22 protein-coding genes and 1 pseudogene are annotated in these 23462 nt (G+C 68.4%); 22 read left to right on the top strand and 1 reads right to left on the bottom strand.

What is annotated here, in order from left to right; all coding sequences use genetic code 11:
* The first annotated feature begins 62 nt into the window (after positions 1-62).
* The 5 genes from C1877_RS12065 (at position 63) to C1877_RS12045 (ending at position 3558) form a co-directional block, all read left to right on the top strand.
* A complete protein-coding gene (locus C1877_RS12065; RefSeq protein ID WP_114569281.1) occupies positions 63-458 on the top strand; it encodes a PadR family transcriptional regulator in 396 nt (131 codons plus the stop codon).
* Positions 439-996, top strand: a complete 558-nt coding sequence (locus tag C1877_RS12060) for a DUF2812 domain-containing protein (RefSeq protein ID WP_041238874.1) — start codon at positions 439-441, stop codon at positions 994-996. The genes C1877_RS12065 and C1877_RS12060 overlap by 20 nt, the downstream gene beginning before the upstream one ends.
* A 54-nt stretch (positions 997-1050) precedes the next feature.
* A complete protein-coding gene (gene ftsY, locus C1877_RS12055) occupies positions 1051-1971 on the top strand; it encodes a signal recognition particle-docking protein FtsY (RefSeq protein ID WP_114569280.1) in 921 nt (306 codons plus the stop codon).
* Positions 1972-1977: 6 nt separating this feature from the next.
* Entirely contained in the window at positions 1978-2964 is a 987-nt protein-coding gene (locus C1877_RS12050; protein WP_114569279.1) for an MBL fold metallo-hydrolase, read from the top strand.
* Between the two features lie 117 nt (positions 2965-3081).
* Positions 3082-3558: a hypothetical protein gene (locus C1877_RS12045; protein ID WP_015538871.1), complete on the top strand. Its 477-nt coding sequence runs from the start codon at positions 3082-3084 to the stop codon at positions 3556-3558.
* A gap of 21 nt (positions 3559-3579) precedes the next feature.
* Here the strand turns inward: C1877_RS12045 and C1877_RS12040 are convergent, their stop codons facing one another.
* Positions 3580-4806 (bottom strand): HipA domain-containing protein, encoded by a 1227-nt coding sequence (locus tag C1877_RS12040; protein WP_227155156.1) that lies wholly within the window; start codon positions 4804-4806, stop codon positions 3580-3582.
* 311 nt (positions 4807-5117) lie between these two features.
* Here C1877_RS12040 and ffh point away from each other — a divergent pair, with 311 nt between their 5' ends.
* From ffh to ppdK, 17 genes and pseudogenes are all read left to right on the top strand, one after another.
* A complete protein-coding gene (gene ffh, locus C1877_RS12035; protein ID WP_015538870.1) occupies positions 5118-6533 on the top strand; it encodes a signal recognition particle protein in 1416 nt (471 codons plus the stop codon).
* A gap of 39 nt (positions 6534-6572) precedes the next feature.
* Positions 6573-6761 (top strand): annotated as a pseudogene (locus C1877_RS12030) (ClbS/DfsB family four-helix bundle protein); the annotation flags it as partial.
* Between the two features lie 345 nt (positions 6762-7106).
* The gene (locus C1877_RS12025; RefSeq protein ID WP_015538869.1) at positions 7107-7808 is read left to right on the top strand and encodes a response regulator transcription factor; all 702 of its coding nucleotides are present in this window, start codon (positions 7107-7109) and stop codon (positions 7806-7808) included.
* Entirely contained in the window at positions 7805-8977 is a 1173-nt protein-coding gene (locus C1877_RS12020) for a HAMP domain-containing sensor histidine kinase (protein ID WP_114569278.1), read from the top strand. Before C1877_RS12025 ends, C1877_RS12020 begins: the two co-directional genes overlap by 4 nt.
* 63 nt (positions 8978-9040) lie before the next feature.
* Positions 9041-9814, top strand: coding sequence for an ABC transporter ATP-binding protein (locus tag C1877_RS12015; protein WP_114569277.1), 774 nt, complete (start codon positions 9041-9043; stop codon positions 9812-9814).
* Between the two features lie 14 nt (positions 9815-9828).
* Positions 9829-12270: an ABC transporter permease gene (locus tag C1877_RS12010; RefSeq protein ID WP_114569276.1), complete on the top strand. Its 2442-nt coding sequence runs from the start codon at positions 9829-9831 to the stop codon at positions 12268-12270.
* 131 nt (positions 12271-12401) lie between these two features.
* The gene (locus tag C1877_RS12005; protein ID WP_041238870.1) at positions 12402-12908 is read left to right on the top strand and encodes a GNAT family N-acetyltransferase; all 507 of its coding nucleotides are present in this window, start codon (positions 12402-12404) and stop codon (positions 12906-12908) included.
* Positions 12909-13364: 456 nt separating this feature from the next.
* Positions 13365-13610, top strand: coding sequence for a 30S ribosomal protein S16 (rpsP, locus tag C1877_RS12000; protein ID WP_015538866.1), 246 nt, complete (start codon positions 13365-13367; stop codon positions 13608-13610).
* 5 nt (positions 13611-13615) lie between these two features.
* Positions 13616-13870 (top strand): KH domain-containing protein, encoded by a 255-nt coding sequence (locus C1877_RS11995; protein WP_015538865.1) that lies wholly within the window; start codon positions 13616-13618, stop codon positions 13868-13870.
* Entirely contained in the window at positions 13871-14392 is a 522-nt protein-coding gene (locus C1877_RS11990) for a ribosome maturation factor RimM (protein ID WP_114569275.1), read from the top strand.
* A gap of 65 nt (positions 14393-14457) precedes the next feature.
* Positions 14458-15213: a tRNA (guanosine(37)-N1)-methyltransferase TrmD gene (gene trmD / locus C1877_RS11985; RefSeq protein WP_114569274.1), complete on the top strand. Its 756-nt coding sequence runs from the start codon at positions 14458-14460 to the stop codon at positions 15211-15213.
* A 29-nt stretch (positions 15214-15242) separates the two neighbouring features.
* Complete coding sequence (lepB, locus tag C1877_RS11980) at positions 15243-15815, top strand: signal peptidase I (RefSeq protein ID WP_114569273.1); 573 nt, start codon at positions 15243-15245, stop codon at positions 15813-15815.
* Between the two features lie 184 nt (positions 15816-15999).
* On the top strand, positions 16000-16572 hold the full coding sequence (lepB, locus tag C1877_RS11975; protein ID WP_114569272.1) for a signal peptidase I: 573 nt from the start codon (positions 16000-16002) through the stop codon (positions 16570-16572).
* Between the two features lie 66 nt (positions 16573-16638).
* Positions 16639-17601, top strand: a complete 963-nt coding sequence (locus C1877_RS11970) for a glycine--tRNA ligase subunit alpha (protein ID WP_015538864.1) — start codon at positions 16639-16641, stop codon at positions 17599-17601.
* Positions 17594-19684, top strand: coding sequence for a glycine--tRNA ligase subunit beta (gene glyS / locus C1877_RS11965; protein WP_114569271.1), 2091 nt, complete (start codon positions 17594-17596; stop codon positions 19682-19684). Before C1877_RS11970 ends, glyS begins: the two co-directional genes overlap by 8 nt.
* Positions 19685-19688: 4 nt before the next feature.
* Positions 19689-20585, top strand: coding sequence for a pyruvate, water dikinase regulatory protein (locus tag C1877_RS11960; protein WP_015538863.1), 897 nt, complete (start codon positions 19689-19691; stop codon positions 20583-20585).
* Positions 20586-20650: 65 nt separating this feature from the next.
* A complete protein-coding gene (gene ppdK / locus C1877_RS11955) occupies positions 20651-23389 on the top strand; it encodes a pyruvate, phosphate dikinase (RefSeq protein ID WP_114569270.1) in 2739 nt (912 codons plus the stop codon).
* Positions 23390-23462: the final 73 nt, after the last annotated feature.

The raw sequence follows: 23462 nt of genomic DNA, 5'->3' as shown, positions 1-23462 counted from the left end.
TTCGCTTGCAAGCAGGCTGATTGTAGCATAGTATCCATCATTGATATAGTAGAGGGAGCGAAATGGCGAAGAGGAGCCCGTACGAGACGGGGGAGCTGTCCGACAGCATCTTCCTGATCCTCTTGGCCACGCTCGAGCCGGCGCACGGCTACCGGATCATGCAGGGCATCAGGGAGTCCACGCAGGGCACGGTGGAGATAGGGCCGGCCACCATGTACACGACGCTCAAGAAGCTCAAAGGCGCGGGCTGGATCGCGGAGTTCGCCGACGCGGCCGAGGGGCCCGAGGGGGAGGGCCGCATCCGCTACGCGGCAACCGACGAGGGCCGCGCGGTGCTGCGGCGCGACTTCGAGCGGCGCCGGCGGCTGCTGGCGCTCGCCGAGGGGCTGCTGGGCAGGGAGGACGATGGCGCCGGTGCCGGGGCAGGCGAGGAGGGGCATGGCGAAGACGACCTATAGGATGTGCGGGGGCTTGGCGATCATGCCCGGGCACGACATGGCCATGCTCAAGCGCATGAGCGCGAAGGGCTGGCATGTGCGCGGCATCAACCGGGCGCTCCTGTACCGCTTCGAGCAGGGCGAGCCGCACGACTACGACTACGCGGTGGACTTCCAGCGCGACTTCTCCGAGGAGGCGCGGGAGCTCTACGGCCTCGGCGGCTGGGAACCCGTCGTGCTGGGGTCCGGCTGGCAGATCGTGCGCGCCGAGGCCGGCACGACCCCCTTGTACACCGATGACGACGCGGAGGCGGAGACGCTTCGGGAGAGCCGGAAGGGCCTGGGCGTGCGCGCGCTCCTCTGCGCGGTTGCCGCGGCGTTGCTCTTCGTGCTCCAGGCGCGGCTTTCTGCCCAGGGCAACGAGCCGGCGTCGTGGGCCTGCCTCGCAGCGTGCGTGGCCCTCGCGTCCGGGTTCGTTCTCTCGCTCTTCCCCTTCGTCGGGTATACGCGCTCCTTGCGCAAGATCCACGCCGAGCAGGAAGCGGACCCGCGCCGCTGACGTGCGGCCCTATTTGGGATACACTGTTCAGGTTGTTGAGAAAGGAGCCCGCACATGGGATTTTTCGATAGGATAAGCGAGGGGCTCTCCCGCTCGCGCGACAAGTTCAAAGAGCAGATGAACGTCCTTCTGGACCGCGGCCCGGATCTGGACGACGAGTTCTGGGACGGCCTGGAGGAGACGCTCATCCTGGCCGACATCGGGGGCGCGGCAGCCAGCGAGATCGTGGAGAACCTTCGCGACCAGGCCACAAGACGGGCGCTTCCCGATGCATACGCGGTGCTCGACCTGCTGAACGACCAGATAGCCTCCACGTTCACGCCCGGCGGCGAGGACGTGCTCGGCGGCGGGCCGGCCGTGGTGCTGTTCGTGGGCATCAACGGCACGGGCAAGACCACCACGGTGGGCAAGCTCGCCAAGGAGGCGACCGACGCGGGCCGCACGGTGCTCCTGGGCAGCGCCGATACGTTCCGCGCAGCGGCCATCGAGCAGCTGGAGGTGTGGGCGCGGCGCGCGAACGTGCCCGTGTGCACGCGCGAGCGCGGCAGCGACCCGGCGAGCGTGTGCTACGACACCCTCGAGCGCGCCGAGCAGGAGGGCGCCGACCTCGTGCTGGTGGACACGGCCGGGCGCCTGCACACGTCGGCCGACCTCATGCGCGAGCTGGAGAAGGTGGTGGCCGTGGTGCGCAAGCGCTCGCAGCTGCCCGTGTACACCGTGCTCGTCATCGACGCCACCACCGGCCAGAACGGCCTGCAGCAGGCCCGCGAGTTCGACCGCGCGCTCGATCTGGACGGCGTGATCGTCACGAAGCTCGACGGCACCGCGAAGGGCGGCATCGCGCTCGCGGTGTCCCACGAGCTGGAGCTGCCGGTGCTCAAGATCGGCGTGGGAGAGGGCCTCGACGACCTCAAGGACTTCGACGCGCACGACTTCGCCCGCGCCCTCGTGGGCGACTTCGACGAGCGGGAGTAAGGGCGCATGCCCTTCGCCCAGGTGCACTCCGGCCCCGACGTGTTCGAGGTCAAGGTGCCGTTCGCCAACGTGAGCACGAGCGCTACGAACTGCTTCGTCGTGATGGACGGCGGCGAGGCCCTCGTGGTGGACACGGGCGCTCCCACCGACGAGGGCGCGGCCGTGCTCGACGCGTCCCTCGACGAGCTGGGGATCGACCGCGCGCGGGCGACGTTCTTCCTCACGCACCTGCACCTGGACCATGCGGGGCTGGTCGACCGCATCGTGCCTGACGGCGCGCCGGTGCTCATGAGCGCCGTGGACTTCGAGGCCGCCCGCGCCTCGCGCGCCTCGACGGCCTTCGACGCCTCGCGCCGCCGGCTCCTGGCGGAGGGCGTGGGCGCGGGCGACGCCTCGGGCTACGCGCGGTACGCCGTGGAGCCGCCGTTGTTCGATCCCGGCCGCGTGCGCGCGACGTTCGTCTCGGAGGGCGACGAGGTGGCCGTCGGACGCTTCCGCTTCCGGGTGATCGAGGTGCCGGGCCACACGCCGGGTCATCTCGCATTGTTCGAGCCCGACTCGGGCGTGCTGTTCGGCGGCGACCACGTGCTGTTCGTCATCTCGCCGGGCATCGCGCTCTTCCCCGACGGCGCCGACGCCCTGCAGGCCTACCTCGACAGCCTGGCGAAGGTGCGTGCGCTCGGCTGCTCGCGCCTGTTCGTGTCGCACGGCGAGCCGCGCGACGACTTCGCCGAGCGCATCGACTGGCTGGACGCCCATCACCGCGAGCGCCTGGAGGAGGCCGCGGGCATCGTGGCCGCCGGCCCGGGCCTGACCGGCGAGCAGGTGATCCGCCGCATAAAGTGGAACGTGCCTCACGGCCGTTGGGAGGACATCTCGTTCGTGCAGCGCTGGTGCATCCTCATGGAGGGCCTCGTGATCCTCGACCACCTGGTCGACCGCGGCCGCATCCGCCGCGAGGTGGGCGAGGACGGCCTACGGCGGTACTTCTGAGGAACCTGTTTCGCGCTTTTGTCGACTGTTTATGCGCTTCGCTTGCACCGCTGTCTGGCAATCCCTACCATTGCGCGAAAAGCGAATCTCCCGCCGGGGAGGCGAAAGGAGTAGCGGATGAACGCGAAGGCGAGGGCGGGCTTACTCGCGACGGTGCTGGCGGTTGTTGCTTTCGGTGGCGGCGTGCTGGCTGGATGCACCACGTCGGAGCCGTCAGGCGGGTCGGGTATCGGCCTTGTGAACAAGGTCACCACGCAGGAGGGCGTCGCGTTCACGCTGTACGTGGGGCTGGCCGATGCGGACACAGGCGCGCAGGAGCTTTCGTTCGACGAGGCGAAGGCCCTGGCCACGCCGCTCGTCTCCGCTACGGGCGAAGGCTACACCGTGATCGAGGCGCAAGGCGGCTACACCGATGATGCGGGCAATCTGGTGGAGAACGGCACGCTCGTGTACACCGGCATCCATGCGGGCGAGCAGGAGGTGCTCGGCCTCGTCGACGATTTGAAGGCGGCGCTCCACGTGGAGAGCGTCTACGTCACGAGCGCCCAGCAGGGCTACGCCATCTACGGCGGCACCATCGCGTTCGCGGCATAAGGAGCGGCAAGAAGAGGGGCATCACCGTTCGGGCGCGAAGGGATCCGCTGCTCGCGTATCCGGCACGCGCTGCAGCTTGCGGCGAAGGTCGGCTGCATTTACCGTCGGCAAGGCGAGCAGATGCTCCACCCGCAGCCGGATGTACTCGTTGAGGAGATCGACGTATCCGTCCGCAAGGGCATGGACGGGATGCGGTGCGAACTCGAATCCGCGCAGGAGCGCGAGGCGATCTTTCATGTCTGCGGTCATCAGATATTCTGCCTGGTAGTCCAGCGTCACGTCCATGTGGCCGCGGTACCACGCCGCCGTGGAAGCAAGGTCGGCGGCGGTCAAGCCCGAATCGATGTCGCGCATGAACAGCGCCAGGTTGTTGTCGAACACCGGTGCCGCGCCGGTCACGCGCCGCGAGGCGTTGTCGAAGAGGAAGCCGAAGTTGTTCAGGTGCCGGTCGTCGTTGGCGGTGAGCGCGTCAAGTACTGACATGCCTGTGAACAGGTTGAACGCCTCCTCGCCCAGCTCTAAGTACACGGCTGCGGCCTCCTCGAACGGCAGGACGCCGAACGTGGCCGCGAAGGGCGTGAAGCCTGTTTCGCGGCTGGTGAACAGCGGGCAGGCGCTGCATAACGATCCGTGCCATTCAGCAAGGTCGTAGGGGGTATGGTAGATTCCGAGCGCTTCGGCTAGCTGGGCTGCGAAATGTTCGGCGAACGGCTCCAGCCCATTCGTGTTGAGGGAACCCGCTTTGTAGAGGAACCGTTTCCCTTCGTGGATGCGCCATGCCTTAGGGAACTGGCCGCTGGTGGTGAGCTCGCCGGAGGGCCCGGCCGGCGTTCGGGACAAGTCGACGACGCCCGAGAAGGCTACGGTCGCGACCAGGTCGTCAAAATTGTTCTCGTAGAGGTTCTTCTCGGCGAATGTCGCGTTCGAGTCATCGGGAACGACCCAATAGGCGTCGTTCAGGGAAAGCGCGTTGCAGACGTCGAGGATCTGGATGGGGTCGTCGAGGTGGATGCCGTACTGCCGCACGATACGCGAGGCGTACGTCCGGTTCTTCGAGATGGTGCGCGCCCGGATCCAACGATCCACCGAGGCGGGCTCGCCTGCCATGCGAAAGGGGAGCAGATGACGTTTTTCTTTGTCAACCTCGATGTTCGTGCAACGCGCCCCCGTGCGCGCATCGCGCGCAAGCGTGAACCGCGCCACGTCGGCGTCGAAGAGCTTCAACCGGTATGTCCGAGCTTCGTCCATGCGGCCATTCTACCATGGAGGGCAAGGGGGCGAATTGGTATAGCGGGCCAAAGTATCGGTGCAAGTTGAACCGATTGTGTCCGTTTGGGCAGTCTGAAGTTCCGAACGCCCATCCTTGGGATAGAATGATTTATAAATATTAGCGTATTAGTTATGCAATGCTTGAACACCTAAGCTTATCTGCTCAATCGCAGTTTTCACAATGGACACTCGTTTTGCTCGTTGAAAAGGTGAAGTTCGCCTTGGGCGGCGGGGTTCAAGTATAATCTCCCTCTAGCGAACAACATGACCGACGACGGGAGCGCACTTCCATGCTCGAGAACCTCTCCGAACGCCTTCAGGGCATATTCAGCGGGCTGCGCGGCAAGGGCCGCCTGACCGAGGACGACATCAACGACGCCATGCGCGAGATCCGCATGGCGCTTCTGGAAGCCGACGTGAACTTCAAGGTGGTGAAGGGCTTCATCGCCCGCACGAAGGAGCGCTGCCTGGAGGCGGAGGTGCTCGACTCGCTCACGCCGGCGCAGAACGTCATCAAGATCGTGCTCGACGAGCTCACCGAGCTCTTGGGCCGCACGGACAGCAAGCTCGTCCTGGGCAGCCGTATCCCCAACGTCATCATGCTCGTGGGCCTGCAGGGCTCCGGCAAGACGACGGCCGCCGCGAAGCTGGCCTACCGCCTGAAGCAGGAGAACCACTCGCCCCTGCTCGTGGCCTGCGACGTGTACCGTCCCGCCGCGGCCGACCAGCTGCAGACCCTCGGCGGCGAGATCGGCGTGCGCGTGTACCGCGGCGACGGGCAGGACCCGGTGCGCATCGCCACCGAGGGCGTCCAGGACGCCATCGACAACCTGCGCGACGTGGTCATCGTGGACACGGCGGGCCGTTTGCACGTGGACGACGAGATGATGGACGAGGCCGAGGCCATCAAGCGGGCGGTCAAGCCCGACCAGATCCTCATGGTGGTGGACGCCATGACCGGCCAGGACGTGGTGAACGTGTCGGCCGCCTTCGCCGAGCGCGTGGACTTCGACGGCGTTATCATGTCCAAGATGGACGGCGACGCCCGCGGCGGCGGCGCGCTGTCCATCAAGCAGGTCACCGGCAAGCCCATCAAGTTCATCTCGTCCGGCGAGAAGCCGGATTCCCTCGAGGAGTTCCATCCCGACCGCATGGCGAAGCGGATACTTGGGATGGGCGACGTGGTCAGCCTCATCGAGAGCGCCGTCAAGGTGCAGCAGGAAGAGGTGGAGCAGGAGCAGGCCGAGCGCATGATGCGCGCGAACCTCACGCTCAACGACTTCATCGACATGAACCGTCAGATACGCAAGATGGGCGGCATATCGAAGCTGATCAGCGCGCTGCCCGGCGGCGACAAGGCCATGTCGCAGGGCCAGGTGGACGAGGGGGCGCTCGACCATATGGAGGTCATCATCAACTCCATGACCAAGGCCGAGCGCGAGAAGCCCGATCTGCTGAACGGCTCGCGGCGCGCCCGCATCGCCGCCGGCGCCGGCGTGACCGTCTCGGACGTGAACCAGCTGATCAAGAAGTTCAACGAGACGAAGAAGATGATGAAGAAGATGATGCCCGCCGTTGAGGACCTGCAAGGCGGCAAGAAGGGCAAGAAGGGCAAGAAGGGCCGCCGGCGTCGCATGGGCCTGCCCGGCATGGGGGGCATGAGCATGGCCGACATCAAGAAACTCCAGGACATGATGGGCGAATAGGCGTGACGCGGCGGCTTCGAGGCCGCCGCGTTTTCGGCCGACGTGGACGCGCTCGCGGAGTGGGTCGACGGGTTCTCCGACGACGAGCTGTTCGAGCCGGGCGGCCGGAAGTGGGCGCAGTCGACCCCGTCGATGTGGCCGGTGTGGAAGTGGGTCCACACGAACACCGTCGCGCCGTTCAAGTCGTTCCTCAGCAAGATCCGCAAGTGGAAGAAGCTGCGGAGCTAAGCTGCGGACAGATGGGGGCGGTTCTCTTCTGTCTTCCTGCTACCTGCGTACGCGTAGGCGGAAAAGGACGGGCTTCGCTCGGACGTGGCGGTTCGCTCGCGCGAAACCCCAGGTCGTGCTTTCAACGCGCGTGACGTACGCCCCGTGCGCCGTCGGACAACTTGGCTGCCACGTGCAACAGGGGATTGTCCGGGGGCAAACCGTTACATATTGTAACCGTTTGCGTGGTAGCAGTTGGTTACGGCCCGTAACCAACGAGGTCAGGTGCTTGCGCTCGCGGAAAGAGATTTCCAGCCAACTTGGGTACAATGGTCTCGTCCATCCGGCTGGCCGAAGGGGAGTGCGATGCCGAGCATACTCATAGTCGATGACGATGCGGACCTGTCCGCCATCGTGGCACGCTATCTGGAGAGCGAGGGGTTCGCGGTGGAGCGCGCGGCGAGCGCGGAGGAGGCTTACGACGTCCTTGCCACGCGTGCGTTCGACCTGGTGCTGCTCGACATCAACCTGCCGGGCGACGACGGGTTCGCGGCGTGCGCGGCTCTGCGGCGCGCAAGCGACGTGCCCATCGTGTTCGCCTCGGCGCGCACGAGCGAGACCGACCGCATCGTCGGGCTCGACACGGGCGGGGACGACTACCTGCCGAAGCCCTACTCGTTGCGCGAGCTCTTGGCCCACGTGAACGCGCTGCTCAGGCGGTCACGTGGGCGAGCGGGCGGGGAAGGGGCCGACGGCGCGCTCGCGGCGGGGCCGTACGTGCTCGACGAGGCGGCGGGCTCGATGTTGAAGGACGGCGCGGCCATCCCGCTCTCTCCCAAGGAGTTCGCGCTCGCACGCTACCTGATGGCGCGCGAGGGAGAGGTCGTGTCGAAGGATCGCCTGCTGGCCGAGGTGTGGGGCGCGTTCTCGGAGGTGGAGCCGCAGACGGTGTCGGTGCACATGAGCTGGCTGCGCGCGAAGGTCGAGGACGATCCGGCGCACCCTGCCCACTTCAAGACGGTGCGCGGGCGGGGCTACTGCTTCGACGCGGCGGGCGGGGCGTCGTGACGGCGGCCTCCCGCGAGGGCGCGCGCATCGGGCGGCGGCTCGTCGGCATCGCCGTCGCTGCGACAGTCGTGCTGGCGCTGGTGGCGCTCGCGGCCACGGTCGCGCTCATGGACGACGGGCCAGGGGCCGAGATGCGCACGCAGGTGGTGGAGCTGAACGCGGCCCGCGCGGAGCTTCGAGGAGGGGAGGGCGCGGCCGATGCAGCGCTGGTTCGAGCGCAGGAGGCGCTGCGCGCGGCCGCCGGCGTGAAGGGCGGCCTCCCCATCGCTCTGGTCTGGGCGCTCGCCGCGCTCGGGGCGGCGGTCGTGTGGGGCGTCGTCGCGTACCTCCATGTCAGCGTCGTGCGCCCGTTCATGCGTCTGGAGTCGTTCGCCCAGGACGTGGCGGCGGGCAACCTCGACACTCCGCTCGCCTACGAGCGTAGCAATCCGTTCGGACGCTTCACCTGGGCGTTCGACAACATGCGCGCCGAGATCAAGCGCGCCCGCGCCGCCGAGGCCGAGGCCGTGGAGCAGGGCAAGACGGCGGTGGCGGCGCTCTCGCACGATATCAAGACGCCCATCGCGTCCATCCGCGCCTACTCCGAGGCGCTGGAGCTGGGCCTCGCGCGCAACGACGCGGAGCGCGAAGGCTACGCGCGCACGATCGCGCGCAAGTGCGACGAGGTGACCTCGCTCACCGACGACCTGTTCCTCCATGCGCTCGCCGACCTCGACCGCATCCGCGTGAGCTGCGAAGACGCGCCCATAGCCCGCACGATCCGCCAGGCGGTCGCAGATTTCGGCGTGGCGGGCAACGTGGCGCTCGGGCGCCTCGACGAGGCGCGGGTGGCCCACGATCCGAAGCGCCTCGAGCAGGCGCTGGAGAACCTGCTGGCGAACGCCGCCAAGTACGCGCCCGGCGCGGCCGTGGAGGTGGAGGGCGTCCTCGACATCGCCGAGCGCGTCTACCGGGCGACCGTGCGCGACCATGGGCCCGGCATCCCGCCCGAGGACCTCCCGTTCGCCACCGAGCGTTTTTACCGCGGCTCGAACGCGCACGAAGCTCCCGGTGCCGGCCTCGGCCTGTTCATCGCGCGCTACCTGGTAGGGCAGATGGGCGGCGCCCTGCGGCTGGAGGATGCCGACCCCGGGCTCAGGGTCGCTCTGGAATTCCCCCTCGAACCTTAAGGACGCCTTAATGTTTGGACGGGTACGATGCCCTCAAGCGACCATGCGAGACGAGAGGGCATCATGAAAGAACCTATCATCCAAACCGAGCGGCTCTGCAAGAGCTATGCGGCCGACGGCGTGCAGGCGCACGTGCTGAGCAACGTCGACCTGGCGCTGTACGCAGGCGACTTCACCGCCATCATGGGGCCGTCGGGCTCAGGCAAGTCGACGCTGCTCTACTGCCTGTCCGGCATGGACGCACCCACGGCGGGCGACGTGCTCTACCGGGGCAAGAGCATCACGAGCCTGCGCGAGCGCGACATGGCCGAGCTGCGCGCGCAGCATTTCGGCTTCGTGTTCCAGCAGGCGCACCTCGTGTCGAACCTCACGCTGTTCGAGAACGTGGCCGTGCCCGGCTACCTGAAAGCCGGCCGCTCGGCCGCCGACACGCGCGCAGCCGCACGGGCCCTCGTCGAGCGCATGGGACTCGGCGCGCACGCGCACCACCTGCCCAGCCAGGCGTCCGGCGGCCAGCAGCAGCGCTGCGCCGTGGCGCGCAGCGTGGTGAACGACCCCGACATCGTGTTCGCCGACGAGCCCACGGGCGCCCTCAACCGCGCGAACACGCTCGAGGTGCTCGCGCTCCTCGGCGAGCTGAACGCAAGCGGCCAGTCCATCTGCATGGTCACGCACGACGTGTTCTGCGCCCTGCGCGCGAGCCGCGTGCTGTACCTGGAGGACGGCTCGATCAAGGGCGAGCTCGAGCTGCCCGCCTTCCGCGCCGACGGAGACGCCGCCTACCTCAAGGCCCGCGACGCCCAGGTGAACGCCTGGCTGTCGTCGCTGGCCTGGTAGGGGGGGTGGACGCTATGGCGCTCATGCGCACGCTGATCGCGGCCGGCCTCAAGCGCGGCCGTCGGTCGTTCTTCGGCATCTTCCTGCTCATGGCCCTCACGGGCGCCGTGCTCACGTTCACGGCGAGCATGTACGTGGACCTGAACGCCCGCGAGGAGGCGGCCCTTGCCGAGATAGAGGCGGGCGACGTGTACGCCGTCGACGCGGCGGCGAACCTCAACCGCGAGGTGGCCGCCGAGATCGAGGCGCTGCCCGAGGTTTCCGAGGCGCGCCTGAACGACGCTCTGGGCGTTCCCGTAAAGTACTACCGGGGGGACGGCACGGCCGTCGACAAGAACCCCACGTCGGGAACAGCGCTTGTGGCCTGGGGCGATGCGCTTGATTTCCGCCTGTTCTCCGAAGACGGCATGAGCCTCGTCGACGAGATGCCCGAGCCCGGGCCCGACGAGGTGTACGTGCCCGTGTCGATGCAGGCGTCTCCCGGTGTCCGCGAAGGCGACGAGCTCGAGGTGATCGTGGGGGACTCGACGCGGCGCCTCGCCATCGCGGGTTTCTACGAGGATCCCCAAATGGGCACCCCGTTCATGGAGATCAAGCGCTACGTGGTGGCGGCGCGAACCTTCGACGAGGTGGCCGCCGAGGTGGACGCCGCGGCGGCTTTCGACGGCGAGACGCAGAAGCTGTTCACGTCCCAGGCGAAGCTCGCCGCGTACCGCATGGCCGAGATCAACGTGCGCTTGACGGACGAGGCGCGCGCGGCCGGCACGACCTCGTCCGACCTTGCCCGGATCATCGCGGAGGAGATCGCCTGGGCGAACACCGCTTCGGGGATGTTCGCCTCCGACACGCTCGTCGGCTATGCGATGATGGTGGTGGTCATCGGGGGCGCCGTCATGGGCGTGTTCGCGCTGCTTCTGTTCGCGATAGCGCTCATCATCTGCACGCACACGGTGTCGACCTCCATCGAGGAGGGCTACGCCGACTACGGCACGCTCAAGGCCCTCGGCCTGCCGAACCGCGCGCTGCGCGGCATGCTGGTCGTCGAGTACGCGGGCGTGAGCCTGGCGGGACTCGCCGTGGGACTCGCGCTGGGATCCGCCCTCGTGCCCCTCGCGCTCCCGTTCTTCGCCCAGCTCACCGGCGTGTTGGCGAGCAACGTCACCCCGCCTGCGCTGGCGATCGGCCTTCTGGCCGTGCTGCTCGCGCTCGTGGCGGCGGTCGTCGCGCTCAAGACGGGCAAGCTCGCGCGCATCTCGTCGCTCGTGGCGTTTCGCGGCGGCGCTGCCGACGTGCGCTTCCGCAGCCGCGGCGAGCGTCCCTTGGGCGGCAGCCATCTGAGCTTGCAGCTGGCGGTGCGCGCCATCATGTCGGCGAAGCGGCGCTATGTGGGGCTCGCAGGGTGCGCGTGCGTCCTGTGCGCGTTCATCGTGCTCGTGTTCGGCATCGGCGGCACGCTGCGCGGCGAGAACGCGGCACAGGACGCGTTCGGCATGTGGGAGAGCAACCTGTCGATCACCCTCGCGTCGCCCGACGTGGACATAGCCGAAGTCGAGCGCGTCATCGAGGAGTCGAGCCCCATCGAGAAGTCGTGGCAGGAGGCGTTCGCCATGGTGAGCTTCGGCGGGGAGAGCCACTCGTTCGCAGGCCTGAGCGACCTAACCCTCGTGCAGGGCGTGACGGAGGGCCGTCTGCCCGAGCACGACAACGAGGCGCTCGTCGGCACCAACCTGGCGAAGACGATGGGCTTGCGGGTGGGCGACGAGCTGACGGTGGACGGCGCGGACGGGAAGGAGCGCCGGTTCGTGGTGAGCGGGCTGCTCTCCGCCATGTTCAATGCGGGCTACGGCACCATTCTCACCTACGACGGAGTGCGCGACCTGGCCGGAACCGCCGAGGAAGCCGCCGAGCCGTCGCGCCAGTACCAGCTGGCCGATCCCGGTGCCGCCGATGAGGCGCGCGCCGCCGTCGAGTCGCGGTTCGGCGACGCGGTGGACACGCGCTCGACCGGCATGTTCGCCGACACCACCAGCATGATCGATCTCATCCAGCAGCTGTTCACCGTCATGGGCTATGCGATGGCGGGCGTCGCGGCGGTGCTCGCGTTTTTAGCCGTGTCGCTCATCATCGGGCGCATGTTCACGGCCGAGCGCCATGACCTGGGCGTGTACCTCGCGCTCGGCTTCACCTCGCGGGCCCTGCGCCTGCAGCTCGCGCTGCGCTTCTTCCTCGTGGCGCTCGTCGGCTGCGCGCTGGGCGCGACGGCGGCGGCGCTCGGCGGCAGCTGGCTCATGGGGCAGCTGTTCGGCCTGTTCGGCGTGTCACGGTTCGCCATCGACGCGAATCCGCTCATGGTGGGCGGCCTGACGCTCGGCCTCGCGCTCGTGTTCCTGGTGGCCGCCTACGCGAGCGCCCGAAAAGTGAGGCGCGTGGACGTGCGCGAGCTGGTGGCCGAGTAGGGTTCCTCCGCCAACCTCCCCGGGTCCTCCTCCCTCCCGCATCCGACGGTTGCCGCCGCGCCGCATGGACGGCGCGGCGCCCTCTGCTATACTGGCGCCGCATGGTGAAGCCCGCGAGAAAGGATGCGCCCATGGCCCTGGAGATTCGGCCGTACCGCGAGGAGGACCTCGCGGGAATGCTAAAGGTGTGGAACGAGGTCGTGGAGGGTGGCGAGGCCTTCCCCCAGATCGAGCCGCTCACGTTGGAGAAGGCGGCGGAGTTCTTCGCGGCCCAGACGCTTTCCGTGGTGGCCGACCTCGATGGAAAGGTCATGGGCCTGTACGTGCTCCATCCGAACAACGTGGGACGCTGCGCGCACGTGGGCAATGCGAGCTACGCCGTGGCGTCGAGCGTGCGCGGACTCGGTCTGGGCCGTGCCCTCGTGGAGGACTCGCTGGCGCAGGCGGCGCGCAAGGGCTTCCGGGGCCTGCAGTTCAATGCCGTGGTGGCCGGCAACGCCGGGGCCATCCACCTGTACGAGGACCTGGGCTTCGTGCGCGTGGGCACCGTGCCCGGCGGCTTCGTGAACTTCATGGGCGGCTACGAGGACATCCATATCTACTACCGCGACTGCGTCGACACGCGCCGTCCCTGCTGAGGCTAGGAGGGCCCCGGTCGGGGCTTGCGGCGGGAGGGCGCGGCGCCGGCTTCCCCGAATGACTTTTCAGAGTGCGGCTCCTAGGTGGACGAGATCGGAGCCAACTTTTTTTCGTCCATGATGTTATTGATCATATTAACTCGTACTTCCCGCACCTTCGAGAGCACCTGCGAGAAGGCCGCGGCGCGGGTGCAGCCTTCTCGCAGGTTCGTCAGACTCTCCCACGCGCCGAGCGGGGGGCGAAACGTGGGCTTTTCGAGGACGTGGGGGGTCGGGGATGCCGGCTTTGCGAGGGTTCGCGTACAATAGCGGGCACTACGAGACGACAATCGCTTGTCAAACGGGGGATTACGCCGTATCATAAGCAATTGCTGTTTTGCGGGAATCGTGCGTGCGCCCAGAAGGCCCCGCCCAACCCGCCCGACCTGACGTAAGAAGCAAAAGGAGTTCACCTTCATGGCAGTCAAAATTCGCCTGGCCCGCCACGGCGCAAAGAAGCGCCCGTACTACCGCATCGTCGTTGCCGACGCGCGCTGCCCGCGCGACGGTAAGTTCATCGAGGAGGTCGGCCGCTACAACCCCTGCGCCAACCCCGCGATGGTGAAGTTCGACCTGGAGAAGGTCGACCAGTGGATCAAGAACGGCGCCCAGCCCACCGACACGGTGGCGCGCCTGCTCAAGAACGCCCGCGAGAACGCGTAAGCGCCATGGCCGAGCAGACGGAAGACATCGTCGGCCTCGTCGAGTCCGTCGTGCGCCCGCTCATCGAGTTTCCCGATGAGCTGCAGATCGAGGCGAGCGATGCCGAGGACGGCTCCATCCTCGTGGAGCTCCACGTGAACGAGGAGGATGCCGGCAAGGTCATCGGCCGCCAAGGGCGGGTCATCAAGGCCATCCGCACGCTCGCCCGTGCCGCCGCGTCGCGCACGAACACCCATGTCGAAGTGGAGCTCATCGACTAGATGCGCGCTTGGACGGACGTCGCCGTACTGGCGAGAACGAAGAACCTGCAGGGAGGGTTCGTCGCGCAGAGCGCGGCGGGCCTTCCCTTTTTGCTGTCCGAGGGCTTAGAGGCTGCCTTCGTGCCGCCCGTGCTGGACGCCCCGCGCCGTGCGCGGGTGACGGCCGTCGCGCCGGTCGACGACCGTACGGCCATCGTGACGTTCGACGCCGTGGAGGGCATCGACATGGCCGAGGCCCTCGTGGGCTGCCACTGCCTCGTGCGACGCGCCGACCTGCCCGAGGGTGTGCTCGAGGCGCATGCCGGCGCCTGGGACGGCTGGGAGGTGCACGACGCGCGCACCGGCCTCGTGGGCACGGTGGCGGGCATCCAGGAGCTGCCGGGCCAGGACCTGCTGGAGGTCGTGCCCGCAGCCGGGGGCCGCACGGTGCTCGTGCCGCTCGTCGACGCGTTCGTGTCCGGCATCGACGAGGATGCGCGCCGCATCGACGTCGATCTGCCAGACGGCCTGCTGGACCTCTAGCGGCAGCGTTTCGTCGCCGTCCCTGCGCAGCCCGCACCGCGCCCTTGCCTCCGAAAGGACTTCCCGTGATCATCGAGACGCTCTCCACGTTTCCCTCCATGTACGATTCCGTGATGGGCACGTCCATGATGCGCATCGCCCAGGAGAAGGGCATCCTCCGTTTCCTGGCGCACGACCTGCGCGACTGGACGCACGACCGCCACCGCACGACCGACGACGACCCCTACGGCGGCGGCGATGGCCTGGTCATGAAATGCGAGCCCCTGTTCGAGGCTTACGATGATTTGACCTGCGAAGTCGGCGCCGGCGGCGAGGCTTTGCCGCGCCCCTGCACCATCTTCCTCGCCCCGCACGGAGAGCCCTTCGACGACGCGCTGGCCTGCGAGCTCGCGCGCGAGGAGCGCCTTCTGTTCGTGTGCGGCCACTACGAGGGCATCGACGAGCGCGCCTATGCGCTGGCCGACCGCACGATCTCGCTCGGCGACTACGTGCTCACGAGCGGGGAGCTGGCCTCCATGGTGGTCATCGACGCCGTGGCGCGCAAGCTGCCCGGCGTGCTGGGAGCGCCCACCGGCGCCCTAGGCGAGAGCTTCGCCGACGGCCTGCTCGAATATCCCCAGTACACGCGCCCGGCCACGTTTCGTGGCATGGACGTGCCCGCCGTGCTGCTCTCGGGCGACCACGGCGCCGTGGCCCGCTGGAGGCGCGAGCAGAGCCTCGAGCGCACGGCGCGCCTGCGCCCCGACCTGCTGGACGCCGCCGACCTCACGGATGCCGACCGCGCGTTTCTGCTACACTTGGCGGACGGGTGCGGGCGCTAGGCCCGCACAACGCAAGGGAAGGCGGGGCTATGGACCACGGCCGGCATGCGCGCACAGGCGCGCCGAGCGTACCGCGCAGGGTCGTCGGCGCCCTCTGGTGGGCGGCCTTCGTGCTCGTTTTGGCATGGCTCCAGGTCACGTTCGTGCACCAGGCCTTCGCCGTGCCCTCCGGCTCCATGGAGGGCACCATCATGACGGGCGACCGCGTGTACGCGGAGAAGGTGAGCTACCTGTTCCGCGACCCCGAGCCCGGCGACATCGTGACGTTTCAGGACCCGGAGATCCCCGGCCGCGTGCTCATCAAGCGCTGCATCGCGGTGGGCGGCCAGACGGTCGACCTCGTGGACGGGCGCGTGGTGGTGGACGGCGTGGCGCTCGACGAGCCCTACACCCGGGGCCTCCCCTCCGAGCCGCTCAAGACGGCGCTCGGCGTGGAGGTGTCCTACCCCTACACCGTGCCCGCGGGGCACCTGTGGGTCATGGGGGACAACCGCACGAACTCCAACGACTCGCGCTACTTCGGCGCCGTCGCGCGCTCGTCCGTGACCGCGCGCGGCGTGGCCGTCATCTGGCCGCTGGAGGACGCCGCCCTCATCGGGTAGGCGCGCGCCGGCGGGCGGAGCATTGCGGGCGCGGGGGCCATCCGCCGGTATTTCGCCCGCTGATCGGGAATTTCTGAAGAGTTTATCGAACGCGCCGGGCGTGCTCGCGCGAAGCGCTATCATATACGCTCGTGACTTCACCCGGGCGCCCTCCGCGTCCGTTCGGAAAGGATAGACAACCTTCATGGACTCCGGTCAACACGCCGAGCCGCGCCGATCGGGCGCGTTCAGGACCATCCTCAGCCTGCTGGTCATGGTGGCCTTCGTCTTCGGGCTGTCATGGGCGCTGCGCACATTCGTCTTCCAGCCCTACGAGATACCCTCCGGCTCCATGGAGAACACCATCATGACCGGCGACATGGTGTTCTCGGAGAAGATCAGCTACTACCTGCGCGACCCCGAGCCCGGCGACATCGTGACGTTCCAGGACCCGGAGATCCCCGGCCGCGTGCTCATCAAGCGCTGCATCGCGGTGGGCGGCCAGACGGTCGACCTCGTGGACGGGCGCGTGGTGGTGGACGGCGTGGCGCTCGACGAGCCCTACACCCGGGGCCTCCCCTCCGAGCCGCTCAAGACGGCGCTCGGCGTGGAGGTGTCCTACCCCTACACCGTGCCCGCGGGGCACCTGTGGGTCATGGGGGACAACCGCACGAACTCCAACGACTCGCGCTACTTCGGCGCTATCGACGAGGACACGCTCACCGGACGCGCCGCGCTCGTGTACTGGCCGTTCAGCAACTTCGGCCTGCTGGACTAGCAGGCCCGCACCAGGGATCGAAGCCGCCTCGCGCGACTGCATAGGATAGGGAAGACAAGGAGAGCCATGCCAACCGAAACCGAGCCTGCCGCCCGCGCGGCGGGGCAGGCGGCCGCCGAGGCGCTGCCGCCCACGTTCCAAGACGTCATCATGAGCCTGCAGCGCTACTGGGCGGGCGCGGGCTGCGTCATCCTGCAGCCCTACGACAACGAGGTGGGCGCCGGCACGAACGCCCCGGCCACCACGCTGCGCTCGCTGGGCCCCGACACGTGGCGCACCGCCTACGTGCAGGGCTGCCGCCGCCCCACGGACGGCCGCTACGGCGAGAACCCGAACCGCACGCAGCACTACTTCCAGTTCCAGGTGCTCATGAAGCCCTCGCCCGACGACATCCAGGAGCTGTACCTGGGGTCGCTGCGCGCCATCGGCATCGACGTGGACGCGCACGACGTGCGCTTCGTGGAGGACGACTGGGAGAGCCCGACGCTCGGCGCGTGGGGGCTGGGCTGGGAAGTGTGGATCGACGGCATGGAGGTGACGCAGTTCACCTACTTCCAGCAGGTGGGCGGCTTCGAGTGCAACCCCGTGCCCGTGGAGATCGCCTACGGCCTGGAGCGCCTGACCATGTTCGTGCAGGGCGTGGACTCCATGTTCGACATCGTGTGGAGCCGCGGCGCCGACGGCGTCACGTTCACCTACGGCGACGTGTACCTGGAGAACGAGCGCCAGTACTCCACGTTCAACTTCGAGGTGGCCGACACCGACTTCCTGTTCCAGGAGTTCAACGACCGCGAGGAGGAGTGCAAGCGCACGCTCGCGGCGAACCTGCCGCTGCCGGCCTACGACAGCGTGCTCAAGTGCTGCCACACGTTCAACCTGCTGGACGCCCGCGGCGTCATATCGGCCACGGAGCGCATGGCCTACATCCTGCGCGTGCGCACGCTGGCGAAGGCCGTGTGCGCGAGCTACATGGAGCACGTGGTGGGCATGAAGCCCGCTGAGGAAGGGGAGGAGGCAAACCGTGGCTAGCCTGCATACGCTCGCCTTCGAGATAGGCACCGAGGAGATTCCCGCGTTCGACCTGCACAAGGCCACGGCACAGCTGGAGAAGCTCGTGCCCGAGGCGCTCGACGCCGTGCGCATCCCGCACGGGGCCGTGTCCGTGCACACCACGCCCCGCCGCCTCATCGTGCTGGCGGAGGACGTGGCCGACGAGACCGAGGCGCTCCAGGAGGTGTTCCGCGGCCCGTCCGCCAAGATCGCGTTCGACGCCGAGGGCAAGCCGACGAAGGCCGCCATCGGCTTCGCGCGCGGCAAGGGCCTGGACGTGGACGCGCTCGAGCGCCGCGAGGAGAACGGCGTCGAGTACGTGTTCGCCGAGCGCAGCGTGCCCGCCCGCGACGTGGCGGAGCTCCTGCCCGGCGTGCTGGAGGGCGTGATCACCGGCATCTCCTGGCCGAAATCGTGCCGTTGGGGCACCCGCGGCGAGTACTTTTCGCGCCCGGTGCGCTGGCTCGTGGCCCTGCTCGACGAGCGCGTGGTGCCCGTGGAGTTCGCGGGCCTCACGGCCGGCAGGCTCACGCGCGGCCACCGCTTCCTGGCCCCCGGCCCGCACGAGGTGGCCGCGGCCGCCGACCTGCTTCCCGTGGTGGAGGGCGCCTTCGTGGTGACGAGCGAGCAGGCGCGCGAGCAGCGCATCCGCGCGGGCGTGGCGGAGGCGGAGGCCCGGACGGGCTACCGCGCCGAGCTGCCCGAGAAGACGCTCCTGGAGGTGGTGAACCTCTCCGAGTATCCTACGGTGCTCGTGGGCACGTTCGACGAGGAGTTCCTGCGCGTTCCCGAGGAGATCATCGTGGACGCCATGCTCATGCACCAGCGCTATTTCCCGCTGTACGACGGGGAGGGCAGGCTCACGAACAAGTTCATCGTCGTGACGAACGGCGATCCGGCGCATGCCGCCACCATCACGGGCGGCAACGAGCGCGTGGTGCGCGCGCGCCTGTCCGATGCGAAGTTCTTCTACGAGGAGGATCTGAAGCACCCGCTGGAGACGTACGTCGACCGCCTGGACGAGGTGGTGTTCCAGGAAGTGCTCGGCACCATGAAGGACAAGACCGACCGCATCGCGGCGCTCGCGCGTCACCTGGCCGCCGACGCGCAGCTGGGCGCGGCTGACGCGGCCGACGCCGAGCGCGCCGCGTACCTGGCGAAGGCCGACCTCGTGACGAACGCCGTGGTGGAGTTCACGAGCGTGCAGGGCGTCATGGGCTCGTACTACGCCGAGGCGTCGGGCGAGAACGAGCAGGTGGCCCGCGCCATCGCCGACCACTACCGCCCGCGCTTCTCCGGCGACGAGCCGCCCGCGTCCGACGTGGGGCGCGTCGTGGCCATGGCCGACAAGCTGGACACGGTCTGCGGCCTGTTCGCCGTGGGCCAGGGCCCCACGGGCTCGTCGGACCCGTTCGCGCTGCGCCGCAGCGCCATCGGCATCACGGCCATGCTGGAGGCGGGCCTGCCCGTGTCGCTCATGGGGGCCGTGGACGCCTCGCTCGCCACATACGCGGACGCCGGCATCGACTTCGACCGCGACGACGTGCGCGCCCAGGTGGCCGACTTCTTCGTCACGCGCACGAAGGTCATGCTGCGCGACTCCGGCGCGTCCCCCGACGCCATCGACGCCGTGCTGGCGGCGGGCGTGGAGGAGCCGGCTCAGGTCATCGCGCGCGTGCGCGCCCTCGAGGCCGCCCGCACCGGCGAGCGCGAGGCGTTCGACGACTTGGCCACGGCCTACGCGCGCGCCAACAACCTGCGCGACGCGGAGCTGGGCGAGGAAGTGGACGAGAAGCTCATGGGCGACGCGGAGCGCGCCCTGGCCTCTGCTGCGCGGGACGTGGAGTCGCAGGTGAGCGCCGCCCTCGCCGCCGACGACTACGCGGCCGCCCTTGCGGCGCTCGCCGATTTGCGCGCGCCCATCGACGCCTTCTTCGCCGACGTCCTCGTCATGGACGAGGACGAGGCCGTGCGCGCGAACCGCCTGCGCCTGCTGAACCGCTTCGTGGGCGTGTTCACGGACGTGGCCGACTTCGGCAAGATGGCGAAGGGCGGCAAGTAGCGCCATGGACGACCTCGTGACGTACGGCACGCCGAGCACCGGCCCCGGGGGCCTCCCCACCATACACGTGGTCAGCGACTCGGTGGGCCTCACGGCCCAGGCGGTGGCCCGCGCGGCCGCCGCCCAGTTCGGGGTCACGAACCCCGCCATCGAAGTGCTGCCGAAGGTGCGCACGTTCGAGGAGATCAAGACCTTCATCGACGAGCACGGCGCCGTCCACCGGCAGAACTCGGGCGACGGGCGCATGCTCGTGTTCTACACGCTGGTGAACGGCCATCTGGCGGGCCAGCTGGCCGCCTATGCGGCTGCGCGCGACGACATCGTGGCGGTGGACCTCATGACCGACGCCATCGGCGCCATCGCGCGCATGACGGGCCGCGACCCCTCCACGAAGCCCGGCGGCCTGCACGTGGCCGACCAGTACTACTTCAAGCGCATCGAGGCCATCGAGTTCACCATCGCGCACGACGACGGGCGCAACCCGCAGGAGCTCTCCCAGGCCGACATCGTGCTTCTGGGCGTGTCGCGCTCGTCCAAGACGCCCACGTCCATCTACCTGGCGCAGCAGGGCTACAAGGTGTCGAACATCCCGCTCGACCCCACCACCGAGCCGCCGCGCGAGCTGCTCGACGTGGAGCGCACGCGGCTGTTCGGGCTTATGACCACGGCCGAGGTGCTCATCGGCATCCGCCAGCGCCGCCTGGGCAACGCGAGCGTGGTGGCGTCGAGCTACGCGGACCCGGAGTACGTGTACCAGGATCTGGAGAAGGCCCGCGCGCTCATGCGCAAACTCGGCTGTATTGTCATCCACACCGAAAATCGCGCCGTTGAGGAAACGGCTCAAGAAATTTTGCGCTACTATGAGCGCGCCCACCCGCCATCCGCTGATATGATGGGCTAGGCCTGCGAACCTGCAAGGGGTTCGGTACTCTGTACGATTGAAACGTCGCGTTTAAGGAGAAAAAGGTGACCGAAGAAGTCAAACGAGTCTATGCATTCGGCAAAGACGCTCAGGGCAACAACGTAACCGAGGGCAACACGCATATGAAGGCGCAGCTGGGCGGCAAGGGCGCCAACCTCGCCGAGATGGCCAACATCGGGCTGCCCGTGCCTCCCGGCTTCACCATCACGTGCCAGACCTGCATGGAGTACGCCAACGCCGACAACACGTGGCCCGAGGGCGCGCTCGACACCATCCAGTCCTACCGCGAGGACCTCGAGGCCCGCATGGGCAAGAAGATCGGCGATGCGGCCGACCCGCTGCTCGTGTCCGTGCGCTCCGGCGCGCCGATGTCCATGCCCGGCATGATGGACACGGTGCTGAACCTCGGCCTGAACGACGAGTCCATCAACGGCCTCATCGCCCAGACCGAGAACCCGCGCTTCGCCTGGGACTCCTACCGCCGCTTCATCCAGATGTTCTCCAACGTGGTCATGGGCCTGGACGGCGACCTGTTCGAGAACGCCATCACGTCCATGAAGAACGTGCGCGGCGCCGCCTCCGACACCGACCTCTCGGCCGACGACCTCAAGGAGCTCGTGGCCGAGTTCAAGCAGATCTTCTCCGAGAACGTGTCCGCCGAGGAGTACCCGAGCCTCGTGGTGGACGGTTCCGTGCAGTTCCCGCAGGACCCGAGCGCGCAGCTGCAGCTGGCCATCGAGGCCGTGTTCGGCAGCTGGAACAACCCGCGCGCGGTCCTCTACCGCAAGCAGAACAAGATCGCCGACGACCTGGGCACCGCCGTGAACGTGCAGTCCATGGTGTTCGGCAACAAGGGCAACACGTCGGCCACGGGCGTGGCGTTCACGCGCAACCCCGCCAACGGCGAGAAGGAGTTCTACGGCGACTACCTGGTGAACGCCCAGGGCGAGGACGTCGTGGCCGGCATCCGCAACACGAGCCCCATCGCCGACCTCAAGCATGTGGAGGGCCTGGAAGAGGCCGGCCGCGAGCTCGAGGAGGTGTTCGTGACGCTGGAGAACCACTTCCGCGACATGTGCGACATCGAGTTCACCATCGAGCAGGGCAAGCTCTGGATGCTCCAGACCCGCGTGGGCAAGCGCACCGCCGCCGCCGCGCTGCACATCGCCATCGAGATGGAGAAGGAGGGCCTCATCTCCAAGGAGGAGGCCGTCATGCGCGTCGACCCCGAGCAGCTCGACCAGCTGCTGCACCCGCAGTTCGACAAGAACGCCTCCTACGACGTGGTGGCCAAGGGCCTGAACGCGTCCCCCGGCGCCGCCGTGGGCGAGGCCGTGTTCTCGGCTGCCGACGCCGTGGCCGTGACCGAGGCCGGCCGCAAGTGCGTGCTCGTGCGCTGGGAGACGAACCCCGACGACCTGGCCGGCATGATCGCCGCCGAGGGCATCCTCACGTCGCACGGCGGCAAGACGAGCCACGCGGCCGTCATCGCCCGCGGCATGGGCGCGCCGTGCGTCTGCGGCGTGGAGGCCCTGAAGATCGACGCCGAGAAGAAGGAAGCGGCCGTGGCCGGCACGGACATCGTCATCCGCGAGGGCGACATGATCTCCATCGACGGCACGACGGGCTCCGTGGTGCTGGGTGCCGTGGACCTCGTGCTGCCCGAGCTCACCGGCGACTTGGACACCATCCTTGAGTGGGCCGACGAGTTCCGCACCATGGGCGTGCGTGCCAACGCCGACAACCCCGAGGACGCGGAGCTCTCCCGCAACTTCGGCGCCGAGGGCATCGGGCTCTGCCGTACCGAGCACATGTTCCTGGGCGACCGCAAGCAGATCATCCAGTCCTTCATCCTCAATGACGAGCCGGCCATCCGCGAGAAGGCGCTCGCCGACCTGCTGGAGGCCCAGACGGGCGACTTCTACGGCATGTTCAAGGCTATGGACGGCCTGCCGGTCATCGTGCGCCTGCTCGACCCGCCGCTGCACGAGTTCCTGGAGAGCCCGCGCGACCTGGAGGTGGAGATCGCCCGCCTGGAGGCGTCCGGCACGCCGGCCGCCGAGCTCGCCGACAAGCGCCAGCTGCTGAGCCTGGTGGACGCCATGGCCGAGGCGAACCCGATGCTCGGCTTGCGCGGCTGCCGCCTGGCCATCCTCTACCCCGAGCTGCCGGCCATGCAGACGCGCGCCATCGCCACCGCCGCCGCCCGCCTGAAGAAGGAGGGCCTAGATCCCGAGCCCGAGATCATGATCCCGCTCGTGAGCGTGCTGCCCGAGCTGGAGACGCTGCGCGCCGAGGTGGAGGCCGTCATCGCCGAGGTGTGCGAGGCCGAGGGCGTGGAGCTGGACATTCCCATCGGCACGATGATCGAGCTCCCGCGCGCGGCCGTGACCGCCGACGAGATCGCCACGCAGGCCGACTTCTTCAGCTTCGGCACGAACGACCTGACCCAGACGACGTTCGGCTTCAGCCGCGACGACGTGGAGGCCAAGTTCATCCCGCGCTACCTGGAGCGCCGCATCCTGCCGTGCAACCCGTTCGAGACGGTCGACGCCGGCGTGGCCGCGCTCGTGGACATGGGCTGCACGAAGGGCCGCGCCACGAACCCGGACATCCAGCTGGGCGTGTGCGGCGAGCACGGTGGCGACCCCGACTCCGTGAAGACGTTCCACAAGATCGGCCTCACCTACGTGAGCTGCTCGCCCTACCGCGTGCCGCTCGCGCGCCTCGCCGCCGGCCAGGCGGCGCTGGCCGAGAAGATGGGCGACCACCGCGACAAGTAAGCCGCCTGTTCGCATCTTGCGCCTCCCGGAGGGCCCGCAGCAGCGGGCCCTCCGCGTTTTCCGGGGCGGGGTT

This window comes from Gordonibacter pamelaeae, from assembly GCF_003340385.1.
Taxonomy (GTDB): Bacteria; Actinomycetota; Coriobacteriia; order Coriobacteriales; family Eggerthellaceae; genus Gordonibacter; species Gordonibacter pamelaeae.
Note: the sequence above shows the minus strand (reverse complement) of the source record. Positions and strands in the feature narration are given on the sequence as shown.